Origin of the sequence: Bradyrhizobium sp. ERR14 (assembly GCF_014198235.1) — a bacterium.
In the GTDB taxonomy this organism is placed as follows: domain Bacteria; phylum Pseudomonadota; class Alphaproteobacteria; order Rhizobiales; family Xanthobacteraceae; genus Bradyrhizobium.
The window spans coordinates 630,536-645,844 of the sequence record NZ_JACIHD010000002.1 but is presented as its reverse complement, the minus strand read 5'-3'; the positions used below and the strand labels follow the sequence as shown (position 1 = coordinate 645,844).

The window sequence follows — 15,309 nt, the reverse complement described above, 5'->3', positions numbered from 1 at the left end:
CGAGGTCGTGACAAGTCTCATATCCAGCATCGAGGCCTCCAGTTTTCGCACCAACGCTGGCGGCGGCTGTCGGTTCAGGCTCGATCGGGAACAAGTGGTAATTTTGTATGTTTGAAGAAGACAGGTCCGGATGACCGGACTGCTGGAGGAGGACACGATGAACATCAAGACCATCATTGCCGCTGCCGTGTTGACGTCATTTGCGGCTCCCGCATTCGCGCAGTCGTTCTACGTGGTGCAGGACGTCAAGACCAAGAAGTGCACGATCGCCGAATCGAAGCCGACGAGCACGGAAACGACCGTCGTCAGCGGTGACACCGTGTACAAGACCAGGACTGAAGCCGAGGCCGGCATGAAGACCGTCAAGGTCTGCACGTCGAACTGAGAAGGACAGATGCCTGTACTTTTGCTTTGGGCCGTCCCGGCCGTGATCGTGATCGGTGGCGGCGTTTATCTGATTGGCCACATGCACTGAGAATGGATGCCGAGGATGCCTGGCGCGCCCACGGCCCCTTGCGAGTGAGGTTGCGCAAGCGTCAAGCAAAAGCCCGCGTGGAGCGATCCGCGCGGGCTTATTGTATGTGACGCCTCGTCCGCTTGCCGCGCAGACGACCTCGCGGTGACCATGTTCAATTCTGTACACAAGCAGGCGGCACCCCGAGCCCCCATCCGACGAAACACGGCTGAAACATTGCTGAAACCAGATCGTCCTGAACTCCGCGCCCGCTCGTCCCGACCAACGGAGCGAAGAGGAGAGACAGTCATGATCCAGATCGGTTCGAAGGAAGAAGTCGCGTTCCTGCTGGCGCTGTTCGGCACCCACACCCAGCCGGTGCAGCGGCCGAAGCCGAAATCGCAGCAAAGGTGAGAGGCTGAACCCATGCCAGGTTTGGCCGAATGCCAGAGCCTGCTCAGGCTCCTGATCGCCAGGGGCGATCCCAAGGCCATCCCGCTCGCCAAAGGTGCCATCGATCAGTATCTGAACACGGCGCCGCTCAGCGCCCGCGGGCGCGGCCTGCGCGTGCTCCAGCGCGACGCACTGGACCAGCACGATGTCGCGGTCGGCGTGCAGCGCTCGTTCGCCGAGACGGTGGATGCCTATATCGAGCACAAGCTTGCGGAGGAATAGGGGGCTGCGCAGCCAGGCAAAGTCCCCGTCCTGCCGGATCGACCTCGGCGGCGTTCCCGGAACCCGTTGATCCCAAGCGAATTTTTCGTCGCATTTGGAAACCTTTGCCCGTCCCGGGCCTATTAGGGCAAAGGATGCAACGATGCCGCGTTATTACTTCGACCTTCGCGACCAGCAGGGAATTGCGCTCGACGAGGAAGGGCTGGAATTGGCTAGCCCGCGCGCCGTTCGGGCCGAGGCCGCCAAGTCGCTTGCCGACATGGCACGCGATGCCGTTCTTTCCGCGCCGCCCACGGGCGGCAGGCAGACGATGGCGATCGACGTTCGCGACGCCAGCGGTCCCGTCATGCAGCTGACATTCTGGTTCGAGATCGAGACTCCGACCTCGCGATCGCCATCACGCGATCATTGACGCGTCAACGCGTCCGGCGGCGACGGCTCGGGATCCAGCACGGCGATCTTCCGGCCGAGCTGCCACACCTCGACCTTGCCATGACGGGTGTACTGTCGTGCGAAGCTGAGAGCGGAGGAATCCGACGGAGCCTCGAACGCTTCGGCGGAGCGGAAGACCCCGTTCTCGCCGACGAGATAAGCGCGATATTGCTGCATCATGTCGGTGCCCTCAGGCCGGGGGAGCGCAGCCAGGCCTCGATCTGCATGGCCGTTTCGTCCTGCCGCGCCCGGCGCAGCAGCATCTCCCGGCGGCGCCCCGGCGCGAGCGCGCGCGCTTCCTCGCGACAGCGCGTGGCTTCGTCGGCGAGTCTTTCGCTGAGAGTCCTGGTCTGTTTGAAACGACGCCGCGTCAGCATGGCGCATCTCCCTGTTCGCGGAGGCGGGAGCGCAAACTGGCGTTCTCATCACCGATAAATGCCACGAGCCTTGCGGTGATGAATTAACGCTACGCCGCCGGCGGCGCCGAGTCTGTATCATTTGGTATGTCCGCAAATTAAATTTTCGGGTGCAAGTTCAGTCCTTTGAGCCACTTACTCATCTTGAGTGCGACACGAGAGCTAAGCTCACTTTTGAACCAAAGCGACCTCTGGTCGTTTGCAAGACATCACCGGCCAAGGATTTGTCCGTAGGCGTCGGTGGCTGAGAGACCCAGCGTGCTCCCGCCTGCAAAGCGAAGGAGCATACCGATGCGGGTTTATCGGCCGTTGCCTGCCGATCATGAGCAGGCAGAATACATGCGACAGCTTTTGCGCGAGGCCCGCGAGCTGCTGAACCAGTCGCCGCCCGATACGTTTCTGGGACGCAAGACAACAGAGGCGCCTCCGAAAAAGCAGGAGCCGGACGCGGATACCGGCTGACGCGTGGGTGCTTGTCGAATCCGGCCACTGATGCCCGCTCTGAATTTACTTCCGCTGCCGGCGGCAAAATGGACATCGCCGGACTTGCTGTCGGTCTGGTCCCGTCGCGAATGACCCGACTGAGACATTGGCGCTGAGCTTCTGTCCCGCGTTTTGCGTTCAGGACCACGGCGGCTCTTCGCTCGCCCCGGCTGCCTCGTGGCGGATCGTGACATCCGCCGAACGCAACCCGGTCAGCAATACGGTTCTGACAGAGGCAGCATCAAATCCAATATCCTTGGCATTTGGTGGATGTGCCTCGCTGTTCTTCAATCGGAGCGCAAGGTGCAATTGCTCGCAAAGGTGCTGAACGACGAGATTGACCTGATCGTCAGTCATGATCGGCTTCTCCTGCGGCCATTCTGCTACAAAACCAGGTAGCGCACTTGATCGGACGGTATGCGGTTGGACCGCCCATGGGATCACCCTGTGCGATGACCATGGGCGGACGAATGAGACGCATTCCGTTCGCTACAACGCGAAGGAGGGTTCGAAATTCGACGACATCAGCAAGAGGCGGCGCTCCCACGCAACTGGCGGCGCTTGCGGCTACTTTATGCCCGAGGACCCATTGGGCTCCATGTGCACCAAAACCTCGCCGGTCGTGATTTCGGGCACTCCAAGATCGAGGTCAGGCAGACTTGCCTGAACAAACGCGAGTATCTTGGCATTCGCTGCATTGGCGCTTTCGCAGTCGTCAAATATCATCACAGCGATACCAACACCGTCGCCCGCATCAAGCACATAGTAAGATTTGAATCCGTGCGATTGCCTTAGGATCTCGCCGACGCCGCTCCTGGCGCGGCGAGCAGCGTCCGCGACCGAACGAACCTTGGCGTACTTGCGAATGACCATGTACATGGGGCCACCACGCGCTACACGCCCCCACGCATCAAAGCACATCGGCCCTGGTTGGACTAGGGCCTCCTCTGGATGGGTCACACCGACCGTTGGGCCCGCGCAACGCGCCTTTTCAATCAGCCATCCTCGCCCCGCAAGTGGGGGCCGAGGTGCCGAGGCTAGGAGCCCTCGAACTTGAACGACACGTTGAGCTTGGCGCGATAGGCCTCAACTTTTCCGTTTTCATCCAGTTGCATGTCGAGCTTGATGACCTCTGCAACGCGAAGATCCCGGAGAGATTTCGCTGCTTGCTCGACCGCATTGGCGGCCGCCTTCTCCCACGAGTCGCTGCTGGTACCGACCAGTTCTATGACCTTGTAGACGCTATCAGCCATGTCGTCCTCCTGTTCGGTATGACCCAGGAAATCTAGCATCAGGATCTCGACGCTGATACCGTTTCGGACGGAGCCGAGAAGGGACAAACTGCTGGCGGAGGGGCGGCTCTTGGCTCCGAATGAACTGCCGGACCGACGCCATCGTGTCCGCTCATGGCGGATCGACGGAAATGCGTCTGATTGGCTGTCTCTTTTCAGTCTGCCCCGGACCGGAAGGCAGCACGATCCCGTTGGCGCGCAAGCTCACGCCCAAACAAAACGGCTATGGCTCGTGCCGAGCGCGAGAAAGATGGCCCCAAGGAAGCTCTGGAAGGAAGCTCTGGCTCGCACGCGAACCATCTCGGTCACCTGCCTCGCCGAAAAAGGGGTAAAGTGCCCAGGGCTCACATCCGAGGAGCAACAACATGACCCTACGCCCCGAACTGGTTCCTGCCAGGATCGACTGGCATGTCTTCGCGGTTATGAGCAACACGATCCCGCCTCGAGATCCTGACGACGAAGAAGATGACGACGAAGAAGAGGATGAGGACGAAGAGCAAGACGAGGAGGAGAACCAAACCGACGAATCGCCAGTCGTGCGCGAGCCGGACGAAGACTAAGCGGGATGCTTGGAGATAGCCTTGAGCTTCGGTGAGTGCGATCCCCAGCCTGCGCGCGGCGCGCTGGTGCGTCCGGCGGCTTTCAAGGTCGGTCTGATTCCGAGAGCCACCGATAGACGCTGAATGGACCAGGTTTCCGGCGCAGCACTATCGGCGTTCACGGGTAGAGGAGGTGAGCATGACCCTCATATGGCTTGGTGTGCTGCTTGTTTTCGGCGGCATACTCCAGATGGCGTTTCAGCCCATCTGGCGAGGCCGATTCAGCGGTGGAAGGTGGCTTCGCTCCGGGCGTGACACGCTGGAGCCTGAAAGGCCGGGTGGCGGCTTCGGCATCAAATCGAACTGGCCTGGACTTGTGATGGTCGCACTTGGCGGCACTTTCTTGCTGGCCGGAGCTGCCATCTGAGTTGAAATGTCTCGGGCGTCGCCCGCTATCTGGCCGCGCCAATCTGCTGGAGCCGAGTCTCGTAGTGGCGTCCGCGCGCCGGATCAGGCGCGAAGCGCAAGGTGCAGGAATTGGTTGAAGGCGCTCGCCTGGTAATCGGCGAACGCCTCGCCGTTGACGAAGCCGCGCTTGTGGTACAGCGCCAGCGCCGGCTCGAACGCCGGGCCGCTTCCGGTCTCCAGGCTCAGCCGGGTCAGCCCGCGCGCCTTCGCCTCGCGCACGATGTGGTCCAGCAGTAGCGCCGCGACGCCGCGGCGCAGATGATCGGGGTGGGTCCGCATCGACTTCACCTCGGCGCCGCCGTCACCCAGCTCCTTCAGCGCGCCGATGCCGACGACGTCGTCGCCCTCACGCACCGACCACACGGTGACCCCGGGCACCTGCAGCCCCGACAGGTCGAGCGCGAACACATGGCCCGGCGGCGAGCTCGCATGCATGCCGGCGAGATGAAGCGCGAGCAGGCGGCGAGTCGGTTCGGAGGTGAGATCGTCGGGGTGGATTGAGAACATGGGGGACCGTTTGGGAGCTGTGCCGACACTCGGATTGCGCCCGCGCAATATGACGCAAACAAAGGGGACAGCATCGTCTCCGATACGACGGACAATCCGGTATCTGCCAACAATTTCATCCATGCGGGTTATCGGCTGTACGAGCCCGAATCGCCCTGGGCCTGGTCGCATACGCTTTATTGGCGAAAGTGGCTGCGCTGAGCAATTGGAGTGGTTTTCCCGTGATGCGGAACGTGACCTTCTCAGACTAGAATTGCTGCGCAAGATGCGCGCAGCCTCCATACGCTCAAATATCTAACGGCCCGGCAGCTTGACGCTGCCGGGCCGTTTTTGCGTTTCAGGTGAAGCGAGCGAGGCCCTTGCGAAGTTGGCGGCGCCGGGCTTTAAGCTTGCTCCTGCAGGAAATTCGGCGACCACAAGCCGATGTAAGGGAGCGCTATCGATGCCGACCAAGCCTCAATTGCCGGAACGTTCGTCGCGAGCGACGGAAGGGCCGAGTGCGCTCGACGGTCTGCTGGTCATCGATTTCACGCGTGTCGTCGCCGGCCCAGCCTGCACGCAGACGCTCGCCGATTTTGGCGCGCACGTCATCAAGATCGAAAATCCCGACGGCGGCGACGACACGCGCGCCTACGAGCACGCCGAAATTGGCGGGGAAAGCGCCGCCTATCTCAGCCTGAACCGCAACAAGCGCGGCATTGCGCTCGACCTTGCCGTGCCGGAGGCCCGTGAGATCGCGCTGGATCTGATCCGCAAGGCGGATGTGGTCGTGGAGAATTTCTCGAGCGGGGTCATGAAGAAGTTCGCGCTCGACTATGAGGCGGTCGCCCCGCTCAATCCACGGCTGGTCTATTGCTCGATCTCCGCCTACGGACGTTCCGGACCGTTCGCCTCGCGCCCCGGCTTCGATCCCATCACGCAGGCGGAAAGCGGCTTCATGTCGCTCAACGGATTTGCCGACGGCCCAGCGGTTCGTACCGGGCCGCCCATCGTGGATATGGCAACGGGGATGTCTGCCTGTAACGCCATCCTGATGGCGCTGTTGGCGCGGGACCGGCTCGGTCGCGGGCAGCATGTCGAAGTCGCCTTGTTCGACGTTGCGATAGGGATGACCGGCTTTTACGGCATGGCGTATCTCATCAATGGCGAAAACCCCGGCCGGTTCGGCAATTCGCCGAGCGGGTCTCCCACCGTCGGCGTCTATGAGGCCTCCGATGGGCCGCTCTACATGGCCTGCGCCAACGATCGGCTGTATCGCCGGCTCGTGGTCGAGGTGCTGAACCGGCCTGATCTCATCACCGATCCGCAGTTTGCCACGCGCAAGGCCCGCTCCGAGAACAAGGAGCTTTTGCGGGCAGCCATTGCAGAGGTCTTTGCCAGTGATACGCTCGAGAACTGGATGGCGAAAATGAAGCTGGCCAATATTCCGGTCGGCTATCTCCGGACGGTCGAGGAGGGGTTCAATGCGCCAGAGGCTCGCGAGCGCCATCGCTTGAGTCGCATTCCGCACCGTACAGCGGAATGGGTACCCAACATCGAGCCGCCGATTACCATGAGCCTGACCGGCGCGATCGATCCCGTTGCGGCCCCTCTGTTAGGCGAGCATACCGAGGACGTCTTGCGCAGCATGCTCGGTTATGACGAGCATCGGATCGCGGAGTTTACCCGGAGGGGCGTCTTTGGCTCGGGCAAGCCTTCGACTCCGGTTTAAGCCGGAGCCGTTAGTCCGCTGGCAAGAGGCATCATGAAGGCATCGGAATCGATGCCTTCATGATGCCTGCCGCATTGACTTGATTTGGTAAGGGGCCGGCCGCATAAATACGCCAAAGTGAGGGACACGAATGGCGCCTGGTCGAAAGCCGAGCATGGGTCAGCCCACCGGGCCGGAAGCCGGCGAAAGCGCCTATGCGGCGATGATCGCGAAGGCCCGGGCCCTCGTGCCGCGACTACGAGAGCGGGCGGCGCGGACGGAGGAGCTGCGGCATCTCCCGTCGGAAACCGAGATGGACCTCCATGAAGCCGGCCTGTTCCGGATGCTCCAACCGGCACGGATCGGCGGTGCCGAGCTCGACTATGTCGCTCTTGTCGACTGCGCTGAGCTGCTCGGACAGGCGGATGCGTCGGTAGCGTGGAATCTCGCCAATCTGGCGAGCCACCACTGGATGCTCGGCATGTTCGAGCAAAAGGCGCAGGATCTGGTCTGGGGCCGTGATCCGGATGCGCTGATCGCATCCTCGTTCATTTTTCCCGCCGGACGCGCCACGCGAGTCGAAGGCGGTTATCAGCTGCGCGGCAGCTGGCCATTCTCCTCCGGCGTTGCCTCCTGCGAATGGAACATGCTTGCAAGCGTGGTCTATTCCGACGACGAGGCGGACGGCATCGAGTATCGCATCTTTCTGCTGCCGAAAGGCGATTACAGCGTGCTGGACACCTGGAACGTCGCGGGACTGCGCGGGACGGGGTCCTGCGACGTGGAGGTCAGGGATGTCTTCGTGGCCGACCATATGACAGTCGCCGTCGGCGACCTCTCAGGCGGCCCGACGCCGGGAAGCACGGTCAATCCAAATCCGCTTTATACGCTGCCCGTGTTCTCGCTGTTTCCATACGTCCTCTCCGGTGTCGCGCTGGGGAATGCGCAAGCGTGCCTCGACGATTATACGGAGGTCGCACGTCATCGTATTTCAACCTACAACCGGGCCAAATTGAGCGATTTTCAAAGCACCCAGATCAAGATCGCGGAGGCCTCGGCGAAGATCGACGCCGCGCGCCTGATCATGCGGTCGGCGTGCCTCGATGCCATGGAGGATGCGCGGCTTGGTCACATCCCTGGCATGGCGACCAAGACCCGTTATCGGCGCGACGGATCTTTTTCGGTGAACCTGTGCACGGACGCGGTCTCGATGCTGTTTGCCGCGAGCGGCGCGCGCGGTCTGTTCACGACCGGCGTGTTGCAGCGGCAGTTCCGCGATGCGCACGCGATCAACTCGCATCTCGCGTTCAACTTCGATGCGGCCGGGACCAACTATGGACGGGTGGCGCTGGGCCTGCCGTCCGAAAATCTCACGCTCTGAGGCCGGCCGATGAATGATCTGCCGCAGCAGCCCGGCGCTCCCGATCCCGCCAACGAGTTCGCGAGCGACAGCTCGTCGATCGATCCTCGCGACTTTCGCAACGCGCTCGGAACCTATGCAACGGGCGTGGCGATCATCACGGCCGCAGCGCCTGACGGCAAGCCCTACGGACTGACTTGTAATTCGTTCGCCTCCGTCTCGCTGAACCCTCCACTGGTCCTGTGGAGCCTGGTCGTCTATTCCTCTAGTCTGACCATCTTCCAGAACGCCAGCCATTTCACCGTCAACGTGCTTGGCGCTTCGCAGCAGGCGCTTGCGGCAAAATTCGCCAAATCGTCGGACGACAAGTTCACAGGTGTGGATTGGACGCCGGGCCTCGGCGGAGCGCCGGTGCTTGCGGAGAGCGTCGCCAACTTTCAATGCCGCTCCGTGAATCGCTATTATGGCGGCGACCACGTGATCTTTCTCGGCGCGGTCGAGGCCTATACCTACGGTGCGAAGGAGCCGCTGCTCTTCGCGCGGGGGACGTTCGGCCGATTCCTCGCAGATGACGAGCGCAAGACGTCGCCTTGACGTGCTTCAGATCGCGCTCGACAGCTTAGCGCTCTGCCGCTGAAAGCTTGTAAATCTCCAGCGCGTCCGCTTCCGCGCCGCGTGCGGCCTTCGCGAGCCGGAAAAGTTGGCCCGCAAGCGTGGCCATCGGCACCGGCGTCGACGTTGCCTGCGCGACGTCGGCGACCGTATCGAGATCCTTGAGCATCGTGGCAATATGACCGAGCGGGGGCGAGTGAACGCCCTGGACCATTCTGGGCACGAAAAGCTGAAGCGGGATCGAGTCCGCGAAGCCGCCGGCGAGCGCTTCGGGCAGGCGATTGGCGTCAATACCGGCGTTGACGGCCAGGCGCGCGGCTTCTGCCAGCACGGCCATCGCGCATCCCACGATCACCTGATTGCAGAGTTTCGTGGTCTGGCCGGCGCCGGTCGGGCCCATGTGGGTGAACCTGCGCGCCATGGCCTGCACGTAGGGGCGCACCCTTTCGATCTCGTCTGCTTCCCCGCCGGCCATGATCGCAAGGGTACCTTCCTCGGCGCCCTTCGTTCCGCCGGAAACCGGTGCATCGATCCAGCCGGCGCCATTGGCGGCTTTCAATCGCTTTGCCAGATCGCGGGCGGCGTCGGGATGTATCGACGAGAAGTCGACGACAAGCTTGCCTGCGCCGGGCGCCGCCGCCAGCCCCTCAGGCCCGAAGATCACCTCCTCGACAGCCGCGGCATCCGTCACGCACATGAAGGCGATATCGGAGTTCGTCAGGAGATCACGAGGCGTGACTGCGCGCCTGGCTCCAGCCTCGGCGAGCGGAGCCACCTTGCCCTCTGAACGGTTCCAGACAGTGACCTGATGGCCGGCCTTGAGCAGGCGTCGGGTCATCGGCGTTCCCATCAGGCCAAGGCCGAGATAGCCGAGCCTCTCGACGCCTTGCGGGTTTGCCTTGCTCGCATCAGCCATAGGTTGCCTCCTTCTGTCGCAGCGCGACGAGGCTTTACCATACATTGCGTATCGGACGGCAAAACCGCCGGGCTCGCATGGCTTGCCTGATTGTTTGAACCATGAAAGATTTGAGTCCGGTCGGGGTTGGGTGGCGCCGGTCGGCGCCGGAGCAGCGGAGTGGGCACGATGCGAACCGTTTCGAGATGGATCCTGGCTTTGGGGGCGACAGCGGCCGTGAGCGCGGGGGCAAGCCCGTCATGGGCGCAGCAGACGATCCGCGTCGGCTGGACGATCCCGGCCGAGGAATCGAAGTACTGGATGATGCGCCGCCCGGCTGAGTTTCCCAGTATCGGCAAGACCTACAATATCGAATGGACCCAATTCCAGGGTACCGCGCCTATGACGCAGGCCCTGGCAGCCGGTGCGCTGGACTGCGCGACGCAGGCGCCGCTCTCCCTCGCCAATGGCGTGGTCGGCGGCAATCTCAAAGCCTACATCGTGGCGCAGCACGTGTTCGAGAAGCCCGGCGGCTTCTCGGTCTACTGGGCCGTGATGGATGACTCGCCGATCAAGACGATTGCCGACCTCAAGGGCAAGACGGTTGGCATTTCCGTGATTGGCGGCGGCACGCAAGGCCCGTTCAACCTGCTCCTGAAGCAGAATGGCGTCGATCCGGCCAAGGATATCAAGCTGGTCGAGGTCGGCTTTGCCGTCTCCGAGGATGCGCTGCGCCAAGGCCGCGTCGATGCGGTGAATATGAACCAGCCGTTCGCCGCGCGGGCGGAGGCAAAGGGCGGTACGAGGAAGCTCTTCTCGCTGTCCCAGGCCATGCCGAACATCGTGCATATCCTGGAAGCCTGCCGTGCCGATTTCGTCGACAAGAACCCGGAACTGGTCAAGACCTATGTCCGTGACATCACCTCGGGCATGAAAAAGGCGCTGGCCAACCGCGAGGAAACTCTCAAGGTCGTCAATGAAGTGCTGAAGGCGCCGCTCCCGGTGCTCGAGACCTACCTGCTCAAGGATAACGATTTCGGCCGTGATCCGGGCGCGGCGCCGAACTTCCCGGCAATCCAGAAGATGCTGGACATCTACGCCGAGACCGGAATGCTGCCGAAGCTGGATGTCTCGCAGTTCAAGCATCCGACGATCGTCGCGCCGCTGCAGTAAGGCCACCAGGCGGATGATCCGAGCCAGGTGCTCGCGGGCGTCCCGGGTCATCCGGGACGAGGCACGAAGAAGATGCACGTATGAAGAAGTTGCGATCACGAGTCACGACTGACGGTCTCGACCGGGCCCCGCACCGCGCATTCATGCGCGCGATGGGGCTCGACGACGCTGCGATTGCCAAGCCGATGGTGGGCGTTGTCAGCATGAAGGGCGAGCAGACGCCCTGCAACATGACCCACGATTTTCAGGTGGCCGCGGCCAAGACGGGCATCGAGGAGGCCGGCGGGACGCCGCGTGAATTCTCGACCGTGTCGGTTTCTGACGGCATCAGCATGAACCACGAGGGAATGAAGTTCTCGTTGTTTTCGCGTGAACTGATCGCCGACTCGATCGAGGCCGTCGTCCATGGTCTGGCCTACGATGCGCTGATCGGATACGGCGGATGCGACAAGACGCTTCCCGGTGTGATGATGGGCATGGTTCGCTGCAACGTGCCCTCCATCTTCATCTATGGCGGCAGCGCGCTGCCGGGCCGCGTGGACGGGCGCACGTTGACGGTGCTCGACTCCTATGAGGCCGTTGGCAGCTTCATGACGGGTGAGATCGACGGCGCCACGCTGGAGCGGATCGAACGTGCCTGCTTGCCGACGATCGGCGCGTGCGCCGGCCAGTTCACCGCCAACACCATGGGAATGGTCTCGGAGGCGATGGGCCTGACTATCCCCAACGTCTCGATGATGCCCGGCGTCTATGCCGAGCGTGCGCAGATATCTCGGCGCGCCGGATGCCTGATCATGGAGATGCTGGAACGCGGCGGGCCGTTGCCTCGCGACATCGTGACGCGGAAGTCCCTCGAGAACGGCGCGGCGATCGTTGCGGCGACGGGTGGTTCGACCAATGCCGCGCTGCATCTGCCCGCCATCGCCAATGAGGCCGGCGTTGCGTTCACGATCGACGATGTGGGCGAGGTCTTCGCCAGGACGCCGCTGATCGGAAATCTGCGGCCTGGGGGCAAATATACGGCAAAGGATGTCTACGACATCGGCGGCGCGGCGGTCGTGATCCGTGAGCTGATCCAGAGCGGGCACATCGACGGCAGCTGCCTGTCCATCACTGGCCGTACACTTGCCGAAGAATACGGCGGGGCCAACGCACCCGACGGAGACGTTGTGCATGCGGCTCGCGCGCCGATCATGCCTGACGGCGGCGTGGCGGTGCTGAAGGGAAATCTTTGTCCCGACGGTGCGGTGATCAAGGTCGCAGGTTTGAAGAGTCAATTCTTCGAAGGCGTGGCGCGCGTTTTCGAGGATGAGGAAGCCTGCGTCGCGTCGGTTCGTGACCGCAGCTATAGGGCGGGCGAGGTCCTCGTGATCCGCAATGAGGGGCCGGTCGGCGGCCCCGGCATGCGCGAGATGCTCGGCGTCACTGCGCTGATCTATGGGCAGGGCATGGGCGAAAAGGTGGCGCTGATCACCGATGGCCGGTTCTCCGGCGCGACCCGCGGCATGTGCATCGGCTACGTAGCCCCCGAAGCATTTGTTGGTGGTCCGCTGGCGCTCGTTCGCGACGGTGACAGGATCCGGATCGATGCCGCAAACCGGCGGATGGATGTGCTGCTCGATGAGCAGGAACTCACCGCGCGGCGACGGGATTGGAAGCAACGTCCGCCGCGTCACCGTGCGGGCGCGCTCGCAAAGTATGCGCGACTGGTTGGGCAGGCGCCGGGCGGAGCCGTGACGCATGAAGGCCCGGCAGAATGGCCGTGGTTCGAATGACGCACCGCACGGGTGCGAAATCGACCGCCTGTCTGGCAGGTTTCTTGCTAAGCTCGTGCCGCTGGCGGAGAACGTTCAGCAGGTTCGTCGAGGAATGTTCGCGCGAGTGAGACGGGATGACGGTAGTGCCTGCGAGATCGAGCGAATGGGTGAGACCGGTGAGATCACAAGAGCCGGCTTCTGCAATCATCGAGATCGACCGCGTCTCGCAGGTCTTTCAGACTTCGGCGCGCAAGGATCATGTGGCGCTTTCCGAGATCTCGCTGACGATCGAGGAGGGCGCCTTCGTCTCCATCCTTGGGCCGTCCGGCTGCGGCAAGTCGACACTGCTTTATATCGTCGGCGGTTTTGTCAGTCCGACCAGCGGCTCGGCGAAGATCAAGGGACATGCGATCACGGGGCCCGGTCCGGATCGCGGACCGGTATTCCAGGAATTTGCGCTGTTTCCCTGGAAGACCGTGCTGGGCAACGTGATGTACGGCCCGCGTCAGCAAGGGGTGCGCGCCGCCCAAGCGGAAGCGCAGAGCCGGGCCTTGATCGAGATGGTTGGTCTCAAGGGCTATGAGAGCTTCTATCCCAAGGAATTGTCGGGCGGCATGAAGCAGCGCGTGGCGTTGGCGCGGACGCTCGCTTACCATCCGGAAGTGCTGTTGATGGACGAGCCGTTCGGTGCGCTCGACGCGCACACTAGGACGCGGCTGCAGAACGACCTTCTCAACATTTGGGAGCGCGACCGTAAGACGGTGCTGTTCGTCACCCATTCGGTCGACGAAGCCGTCTTTCTCTCGGACAAAGTCGTGATGATGTCGAAATCGCCCGGCCGCATCCGCGAGGTGATCGACATCGATCTGCCGCGACCGCGCCGCCGCAACGAGCTGTTGCTCGACCCCCGCTATCAGAAGTACGTCGTCGATATCGAGCGCATGTTCGATGAAAGCGACGAAGCCGGGCCGGCATCATGATGTCGTCGGCCACCTTGATCAGACGGGCCGCTCCGGTGCTGGCCTGCATCGGGTTGCTGGCCGTGTGGCAGGTTGCATCGCTTGCGCTGAAGAACGACAGTTTCCCGACGGCGATCGATGCGATCCGGGCAATTCCGGATATTCTTGGCGACAAGGAATCCCTGATCAACATTCTGGCCTCGCTTCGCCGCATGGCGATAGGGTTCGGTGTGGCGGTGCTGGTTTCGATTCCGCTGGGCCTGTTGATGGGACGCAGCCGCGGTGTCGCGGCCTTTTTCAATCCGCTCCTGATGGTCATTTATCCGGTGCCGAAGGCGGCATTGATGCCGATCATCATGCTTTGGCTGGGCGTCGGCGACGTCACCAAGACATTGGTGATCTTCCTGGGCGTCAGCCTTCCCGTGATCTATCACAGCTTCGAGGGGGCCAAGGCCGTCGAAGAGAAGATGCTGTGGTCAGGTGCCGCGATGGGGCTTTCGCCGGCACAACGCCTGGTGCGGATCGTGTTGCCCGCGGCGCTGCCGGAGATCCTGACCGGCTGCCGCACGGGACTGGTGCTGGCGCTGATCACGATGATCACCAGTGAGATGATCGCCCGCCAGTCCGGCGCCGGCAATATCCTGTTCAACGCGCTCGACATGGGCCAATACGACACCGTCTTTGCGATGATCATCATCGTGGGCGCGATGGGTATCTGTCTCGACGCGATTTTTGAAAGGGTTCGGGCCAGACTCGTGCGTTGGTCCGAGCCTCAGTTCGACATGCCGCTGAGTTTTTCGTGATGTCGCGCCTTCTCTCCGCAAATGTCCTTCTCGGCATTGCCCCGATCGTGCTGGTCATCGCCTTGTGGCAAGGCCTGGTGTCATTCGGCTTCGCGCCCGCGGTCTTGCTGCCGCCGCCGGGCTTCGTCTTCAGCCGGCTGCTCCAGCAGCTCGTGACGTGGACGTTTCAGCAGGAGATCGCCGCAACCCTGGTCCGGCTGTTTGCAGGCTTCGCGATTGCCGTCGTGCTGGGTGTCAGTATCGGCATTGCCGCTGCCGCCAATCCGGCGATCAATGCCGTGGTTCGGCCGATCGTCCGCGTATTGGCCCCGCTGCCCAAGGTCGCGCTCTATCCGGCACTCCTGCTCTTGCTCGGATTCGGCCACGGGTCGAAGATCACATTGGTAGCCGCGGACGCGCTCTTTCCCATTCTGCTCTCGACCTATTACGGCGCGTCGACCGTCGAACAGAAGCTGATCTGGTCGGCGATGGCGGCGGGAACGCCGCGCTACGAAATCCTCTTCAAGGTGGTGCTGCCGGCGGCGATGCCGTCGATCCTGACCGGATGCCGGATCGGGCTTGTCATTTCCTGCATCGTGGTGTTTCTGGCCGAGATGATCACGTCGACCGACGGATTGGGGCACGCGCTCGTGACCGCGGCGCGAACCTTCCAGGCCGTCGACATGTTCGTGCCTCTGATCACGATCTCGCTGCTGGGCCTGATCTTGAATGGCCTGCTCGGCGCGTTGCGCTCGTACCTGCTGCGGGGCTTTCCCGAGGCGTGAACCGACCAAGAAGAAACCAGAAGACCGGGA

Annotated in this window: 21 protein-coding genes and 1 pseudogene; 15 read left to right on the top strand and 7 right to left on the bottom strand. The window is 62.6% G+C overall.

The genetic code is table 11. The features are described from left to right. The first annotated feature begins 157 nt into the window (after positions 1-157). The 3 genes from GGD62_RS09225 to GGD62_RS09215 all read left to right on the top strand — a co-directional run bounded on the left by GGD62_RS09225 (position 158) and on the right by GGD62_RS09215 (position 1,541). The gene (locus tag GGD62_RS09225) at positions 158-385 is read left to right on the top strand and encodes a hypothetical protein (protein ID WP_026202139.1); all 228 of its coding nucleotides are present in this window, start codon (positions 158-160) and stop codon (positions 383-385) included. A 495-nt stretch (positions 386-880) separates the two neighbouring features. Then, positions 881-1,129 carry a hypothetical protein gene (locus GGD62_RS09220; RefSeq protein ID WP_018319193.1) on the top strand — a complete coding sequence of 83 codons (249 nt, stop codon included), beginning with the start codon at positions 881-883 and terminating at the stop codon, positions 1,127-1,129. Between the two features lie 142 nt (positions 1,130-1,271). Continuing rightward, positions 1,272-1,541, top strand: coding sequence for a DUF6894 family protein (locus GGD62_RS09215; protein ID WP_179735701.1), 270 nt, complete (start codon positions 1,272-1,274; stop codon positions 1,539-1,541). On the opposite strand, the gene GGD62_RS09210 is transcribed toward GGD62_RS09215, so the two are convergent. Beyond that, a complete protein-coding gene (locus GGD62_RS09210; protein ID WP_018319195.1) occupies positions 1,535-1,741 on the bottom strand; it encodes a hypothetical protein in 207 nt (68 codons plus the stop codon). The genes GGD62_RS09215 and GGD62_RS09210 overlap by 7 nt on opposite strands. Beyond that, complete coding sequence (locus GGD62_RS09205; protein ID WP_018319196.1) at positions 1,738-1,938, bottom strand: hypothetical protein; 201 nt, start codon at positions 1,936-1,938, stop codon at positions 1,738-1,740. Before GGD62_RS09205 ends, GGD62_RS09210 begins: the two co-directional genes overlap by 4 nt. A gap of 330 nt (positions 1,939-2,268) precedes the next feature. Between GGD62_RS09205 and GGD62_RS09200 the strand changes: the two genes are divergently transcribed. Beyond that, positions 2,269-2,439 (top strand): hypothetical protein, encoded by a 171-nt coding sequence (locus GGD62_RS09200; RefSeq protein ID WP_018319197.1) that lies wholly within the window; start codon positions 2,269-2,271, stop codon positions 2,437-2,439. 159 nt (positions 2,440-2,598) lie between these two features. On the opposite strand, the gene GGD62_RS09195 is transcribed toward GGD62_RS09200, so the two are convergent. The 3 genes from GGD62_RS09195 to GGD62_RS09185 form a co-directional block, all read right to left on the bottom strand. Then, positions 2,599-2,817 carry a hypothetical protein gene (locus GGD62_RS09195; RefSeq protein WP_143109132.1) on the bottom strand — a complete coding sequence of 73 codons (219 nt, stop codon included), beginning with the start codon at positions 2,815-2,817 and terminating at the stop codon, positions 2,599-2,601. Between the two features lie 210 nt (positions 2,818-3,027). Continuing rightward, on the bottom strand, positions 3,028-3,339 hold the full coding sequence (locus GGD62_RS09190) for a hypothetical protein (RefSeq protein ID WP_092261766.1): 312 nt from the start codon (positions 3,337-3,339) through the stop codon (positions 3,028-3,030). A 158-nt stretch (positions 3,340-3,497) separates the two neighbouring features. Further along, positions 3,498-3,713 (bottom strand): dodecin family protein, encoded by a 216-nt coding sequence (locus GGD62_RS09185; protein ID WP_026202140.1) that lies wholly within the window; start codon positions 3,711-3,713, stop codon positions 3,498-3,500. A 404-nt stretch (positions 3,714-4,117) separates the two neighbouring features. Here GGD62_RS09185 and GGD62_RS09180 point away from each other — a divergent pair, with 404 nt between their 5' ends. Together GGD62_RS09180 and GGD62_RS09175 are read left to right on the top strand one after the other, a co-directional pair. Beyond that, positions 4,118-4,312, top strand: a complete 195-nt coding sequence (locus GGD62_RS09180) for a hypothetical protein (protein WP_049814922.1) — start codon at positions 4,118-4,120, stop codon at positions 4,310-4,312. Positions 4,313-4,490: 178 nt separating this feature from the next. Beyond that, positions 4,491-4,718, top strand: a complete 228-nt coding sequence (locus GGD62_RS09175) for a hypothetical protein (protein ID WP_026202141.1) — start codon at positions 4,491-4,493, stop codon at positions 4,716-4,718. Positions 4,719-4,801: 83 nt separating this feature from the next. On the opposite strand, the gene GGD62_RS09170 is transcribed toward GGD62_RS09175, so the two are convergent. Beyond that, positions 4,802-5,266 carry a GNAT family N-acetyltransferase gene (locus GGD62_RS09170; protein WP_179735697.1) on the bottom strand — a complete coding sequence of 155 codons (465 nt, stop codon included), beginning with the start codon at positions 5,264-5,266 and terminating at the stop codon, positions 4,802-4,804. 66 nt (positions 5,267-5,332) lie between these two features. Between GGD62_RS09170 and GGD62_RS40775 the strand changes: the two are divergent. The 4 genes and pseudogenes from GGD62_RS40775 to GGD62_RS09155 form a co-directional block, all read left to right on the top strand. Beyond that, positions 5,333-5,467, top strand: a pseudogene (locus GGD62_RS40775) (GNAT family N-acetyltransferase); the annotation flags it as partial. A 241-nt stretch (positions 5,468-5,708) separates the two neighbouring features. Next, positions 5,709-6,977 (top strand): CaiB/BaiF CoA-transferase family protein, encoded by a 1,269-nt coding sequence (locus GGD62_RS09165; protein WP_183235504.1) that lies wholly within the window; start codon positions 5,709-5,711, stop codon positions 6,975-6,977. A 154-nt stretch (positions 6,978-7,131) separates the two neighbouring features. Continuing rightward, the gene (locus GGD62_RS09160; protein WP_018319226.1) at positions 7,132-8,337 is read left to right on the top strand and encodes an acyl-CoA dehydrogenase family protein; all 1,206 of its coding nucleotides are present in this window, start codon (positions 7,132-7,134) and stop codon (positions 8,335-8,337) included. Positions 8,338-8,346: 9 nt separating this feature from the next. After that, positions 8,347-8,910, top strand: coding sequence for a flavin reductase family protein (locus tag GGD62_RS09155; RefSeq protein ID WP_179735676.1), 564 nt, complete (start codon positions 8,347-8,349; stop codon positions 8,908-8,910). A gap of 25 nt (positions 8,911-8,935) precedes the next feature. On the opposite strand, the gene GGD62_RS09150 is transcribed toward GGD62_RS09155, so the two are convergent. Beyond that, the gene (locus tag GGD62_RS09150) at positions 8,936-9,844 is read right to left on the bottom strand and encodes an NAD(P)-dependent oxidoreductase (RefSeq protein WP_183708111.1); all 909 of its coding nucleotides are present in this window, start codon (positions 9,842-9,844) and stop codon (positions 8,936-8,938) included. A gap of 168 nt (positions 9,845-10,012) precedes the next feature. On the opposite strand from GGD62_RS09150, the gene GGD62_RS09145 reads away from it, so the two are divergent. The 5 genes from GGD62_RS09145 (at position 10,013) to GGD62_RS09125 (ending at position 15,279) form a co-directional block, all read left to right on the top strand. Beyond that, positions 10,013-10,996 (top strand): ABC transporter substrate-binding protein, encoded by a 984-nt coding sequence (locus GGD62_RS09145; RefSeq protein ID WP_183257350.1) that lies wholly within the window; start codon positions 10,013-10,015, stop codon positions 10,994-10,996. Between the two features lie 80 nt (positions 10,997-11,076). After that, the gene (ilvD, locus tag GGD62_RS09140) at positions 11,077-12,771 is read left to right on the top strand and encodes a dihydroxy-acid dehydratase (protein WP_183708109.1); all 1,695 of its coding nucleotides are present in this window, start codon (positions 11,077-11,079) and stop codon (positions 12,769-12,771) included. Positions 12,772-12,887: 116 nt separating this feature from the next. Next, positions 12,888-13,733: an ABC transporter ATP-binding protein gene (locus GGD62_RS09135; protein WP_183708107.1), complete on the top strand. Its 846-nt coding sequence runs from the start codon at positions 12,888-12,890 to the stop codon at positions 13,731-13,733. Then, complete coding sequence (locus GGD62_RS09130) at positions 13,730-14,515, top strand: ABC transporter permease (RefSeq protein ID WP_018319232.1); 786 nt, start codon at positions 13,730-13,732, stop codon at positions 14,513-14,515. The genes GGD62_RS09135 and GGD62_RS09130 overlap by 4 nt, the downstream gene beginning before the upstream one ends. Next, a complete protein-coding gene (locus GGD62_RS09125) occupies positions 14,515-15,279 on the top strand; it encodes an ABC transporter permease subunit (RefSeq protein WP_210317766.1) in 765 nt (254 codons plus the stop codon). The genes GGD62_RS09130 and GGD62_RS09125 overlap by 1 nt, the downstream gene beginning before the upstream one ends. The last annotated feature ends 30 nt before the right edge of the window (positions 15,280-15,309 follow it).

What these genes read in the sequence shown, in the direction of transcription:
- GGD62_RS09180 (WP_049814922.1), top strand. Translation starts at nt 4,118, where the DNA reads ATGACCCTACGCCCCGAACTGGTTCCTGCCAGGATCGACTGGCATGTC.
- GGD62_RS09160 (WP_018319226.1), top strand. Translation starts at nt 7,132, where the DNA reads ATGGGTCAGCCCACCGGGCCGGAAGCCGGCGAAAGCGCCTATGCGGCG.
- GGD62_RS09210 (WP_018319195.1), bottom strand. Translation starts at nt 1,741, where the DNA reads ATGATGCAGCAATATCGCGCTTATCTCGTCGGCGAGAACGGGGTCTTC.
- GGD62_RS09220 (WP_018319193.1), top strand. Translation starts at nt 881, where the DNA reads ATGCCAGGTTTGGCCGAATGCCAGAGCCTGCTCAGGCTCCTGATCGCC.
- GGD62_RS09145 (WP_183257350.1), top strand. Translation starts at nt 10,013, where the DNA reads ATGCGAACCGTTTCGAGATGGATCCTGGCTTTGGGGGCGACAGCGGCC.
- GGD62_RS09165 (WP_183235504.1), top strand. Translation starts at nt 5,709, where the DNA reads ATGCCGACCAAGCCTCAATTGCCGGAACGTTCGTCGCGAGCGACGGAA.
- GGD62_RS09190 (WP_092261766.1), bottom strand. Translation starts at nt 3,339, where the DNA reads ATGTACATGGTCATTCGCAAGTACGCCAAGGTTCGTTCGGTCGCGGAC.
- GGD62_RS09170 (WP_179735697.1), bottom strand. Translation starts at nt 5,266, where the DNA reads ATGTTCTCAATCCACCCCGACGATCTCACCTCCGAACCGACTCGCCGC.
- GGD62_RS09195 (WP_143109132.1), bottom strand. Translation starts at nt 2,817, where the DNA reads ATGACTGACGATCAGGTCAATCTCGTCGTTCAGCACCTTTGCGAGCAA.
- GGD62_RS09215 (WP_179735701.1), top strand. Translation starts at nt 1,272, where the DNA reads ATGCCGCGTTATTACTTCGACCTTCGCGACCAGCAGGGAATTGCGCTC.
- GGD62_RS09175 (WP_026202141.1), top strand. Translation starts at nt 4,491, where the DNA reads ATGACCCTCATATGGCTTGGTGTGCTGCTTGTTTTCGGCGGCATACTC.
- GGD62_RS09185 (WP_026202140.1), bottom strand. Translation starts at nt 3,713, where the DNA reads ATGGCTGATAGCGTCTACAAGGTCATAGAACTGGTCGGTACCAGCAGC.
- GGD62_RS09205 (WP_018319196.1), bottom strand. Translation starts at nt 1,938, where the DNA reads ATGCTGACGCGGCGTCGTTTCAAACAGACCAGGACTCTCAGCGAAAGA.
- GGD62_RS09155 (WP_179735676.1), top strand. Translation starts at nt 8,347, where the DNA reads ATGAATGATCTGCCGCAGCAGCCCGGCGCTCCCGATCCCGCCAACGAG.
- GGD62_RS09135 (WP_183708107.1), top strand. Translation starts at nt 12,888, where the DNA reads ATGACGGTAGTGCCTGCGAGATCGAGCGAATGGGTGAGACCGGTGAGA.
- GGD62_RS09150 (WP_183708111.1), bottom strand. Translation starts at nt 9,844, where the DNA reads ATGGCTGATGCGAGCAAGGCAAACCCGCAAGGCGTCGAGAGGCTCGGC.
- GGD62_RS09225 (WP_026202139.1), top strand. Translation starts at nt 158, where the DNA reads ATGAACATCAAGACCATCATTGCCGCTGCCGTGTTGACGTCATTTGCG.
- GGD62_RS09200 (WP_018319197.1), top strand. Translation starts at nt 2,269, where the DNA reads ATGCGGGTTTATCGGCCGTTGCCTGCCGATCATGAGCAGGCAGAATAC.
- GGD62_RS09130 (WP_018319232.1), top strand. Translation starts at nt 13,730, where the DNA reads ATGATGTCGTCGGCCACCTTGATCAGACGGGCCGCTCCGGTGCTGGCC.
- GGD62_RS09125 (WP_210317766.1), top strand. Translation starts at nt 14,515, where the DNA reads ATGTCGCGCCTTCTCTCCGCAAATGTCCTTCTCGGCATTGCCCCGATC.
- ilvD (WP_183708109.1), top strand. Translation starts at nt 11,077, where the DNA reads ATGAAGAAGTTGCGATCACGAGTCACGACTGACGGTCTCGACCGGGCC.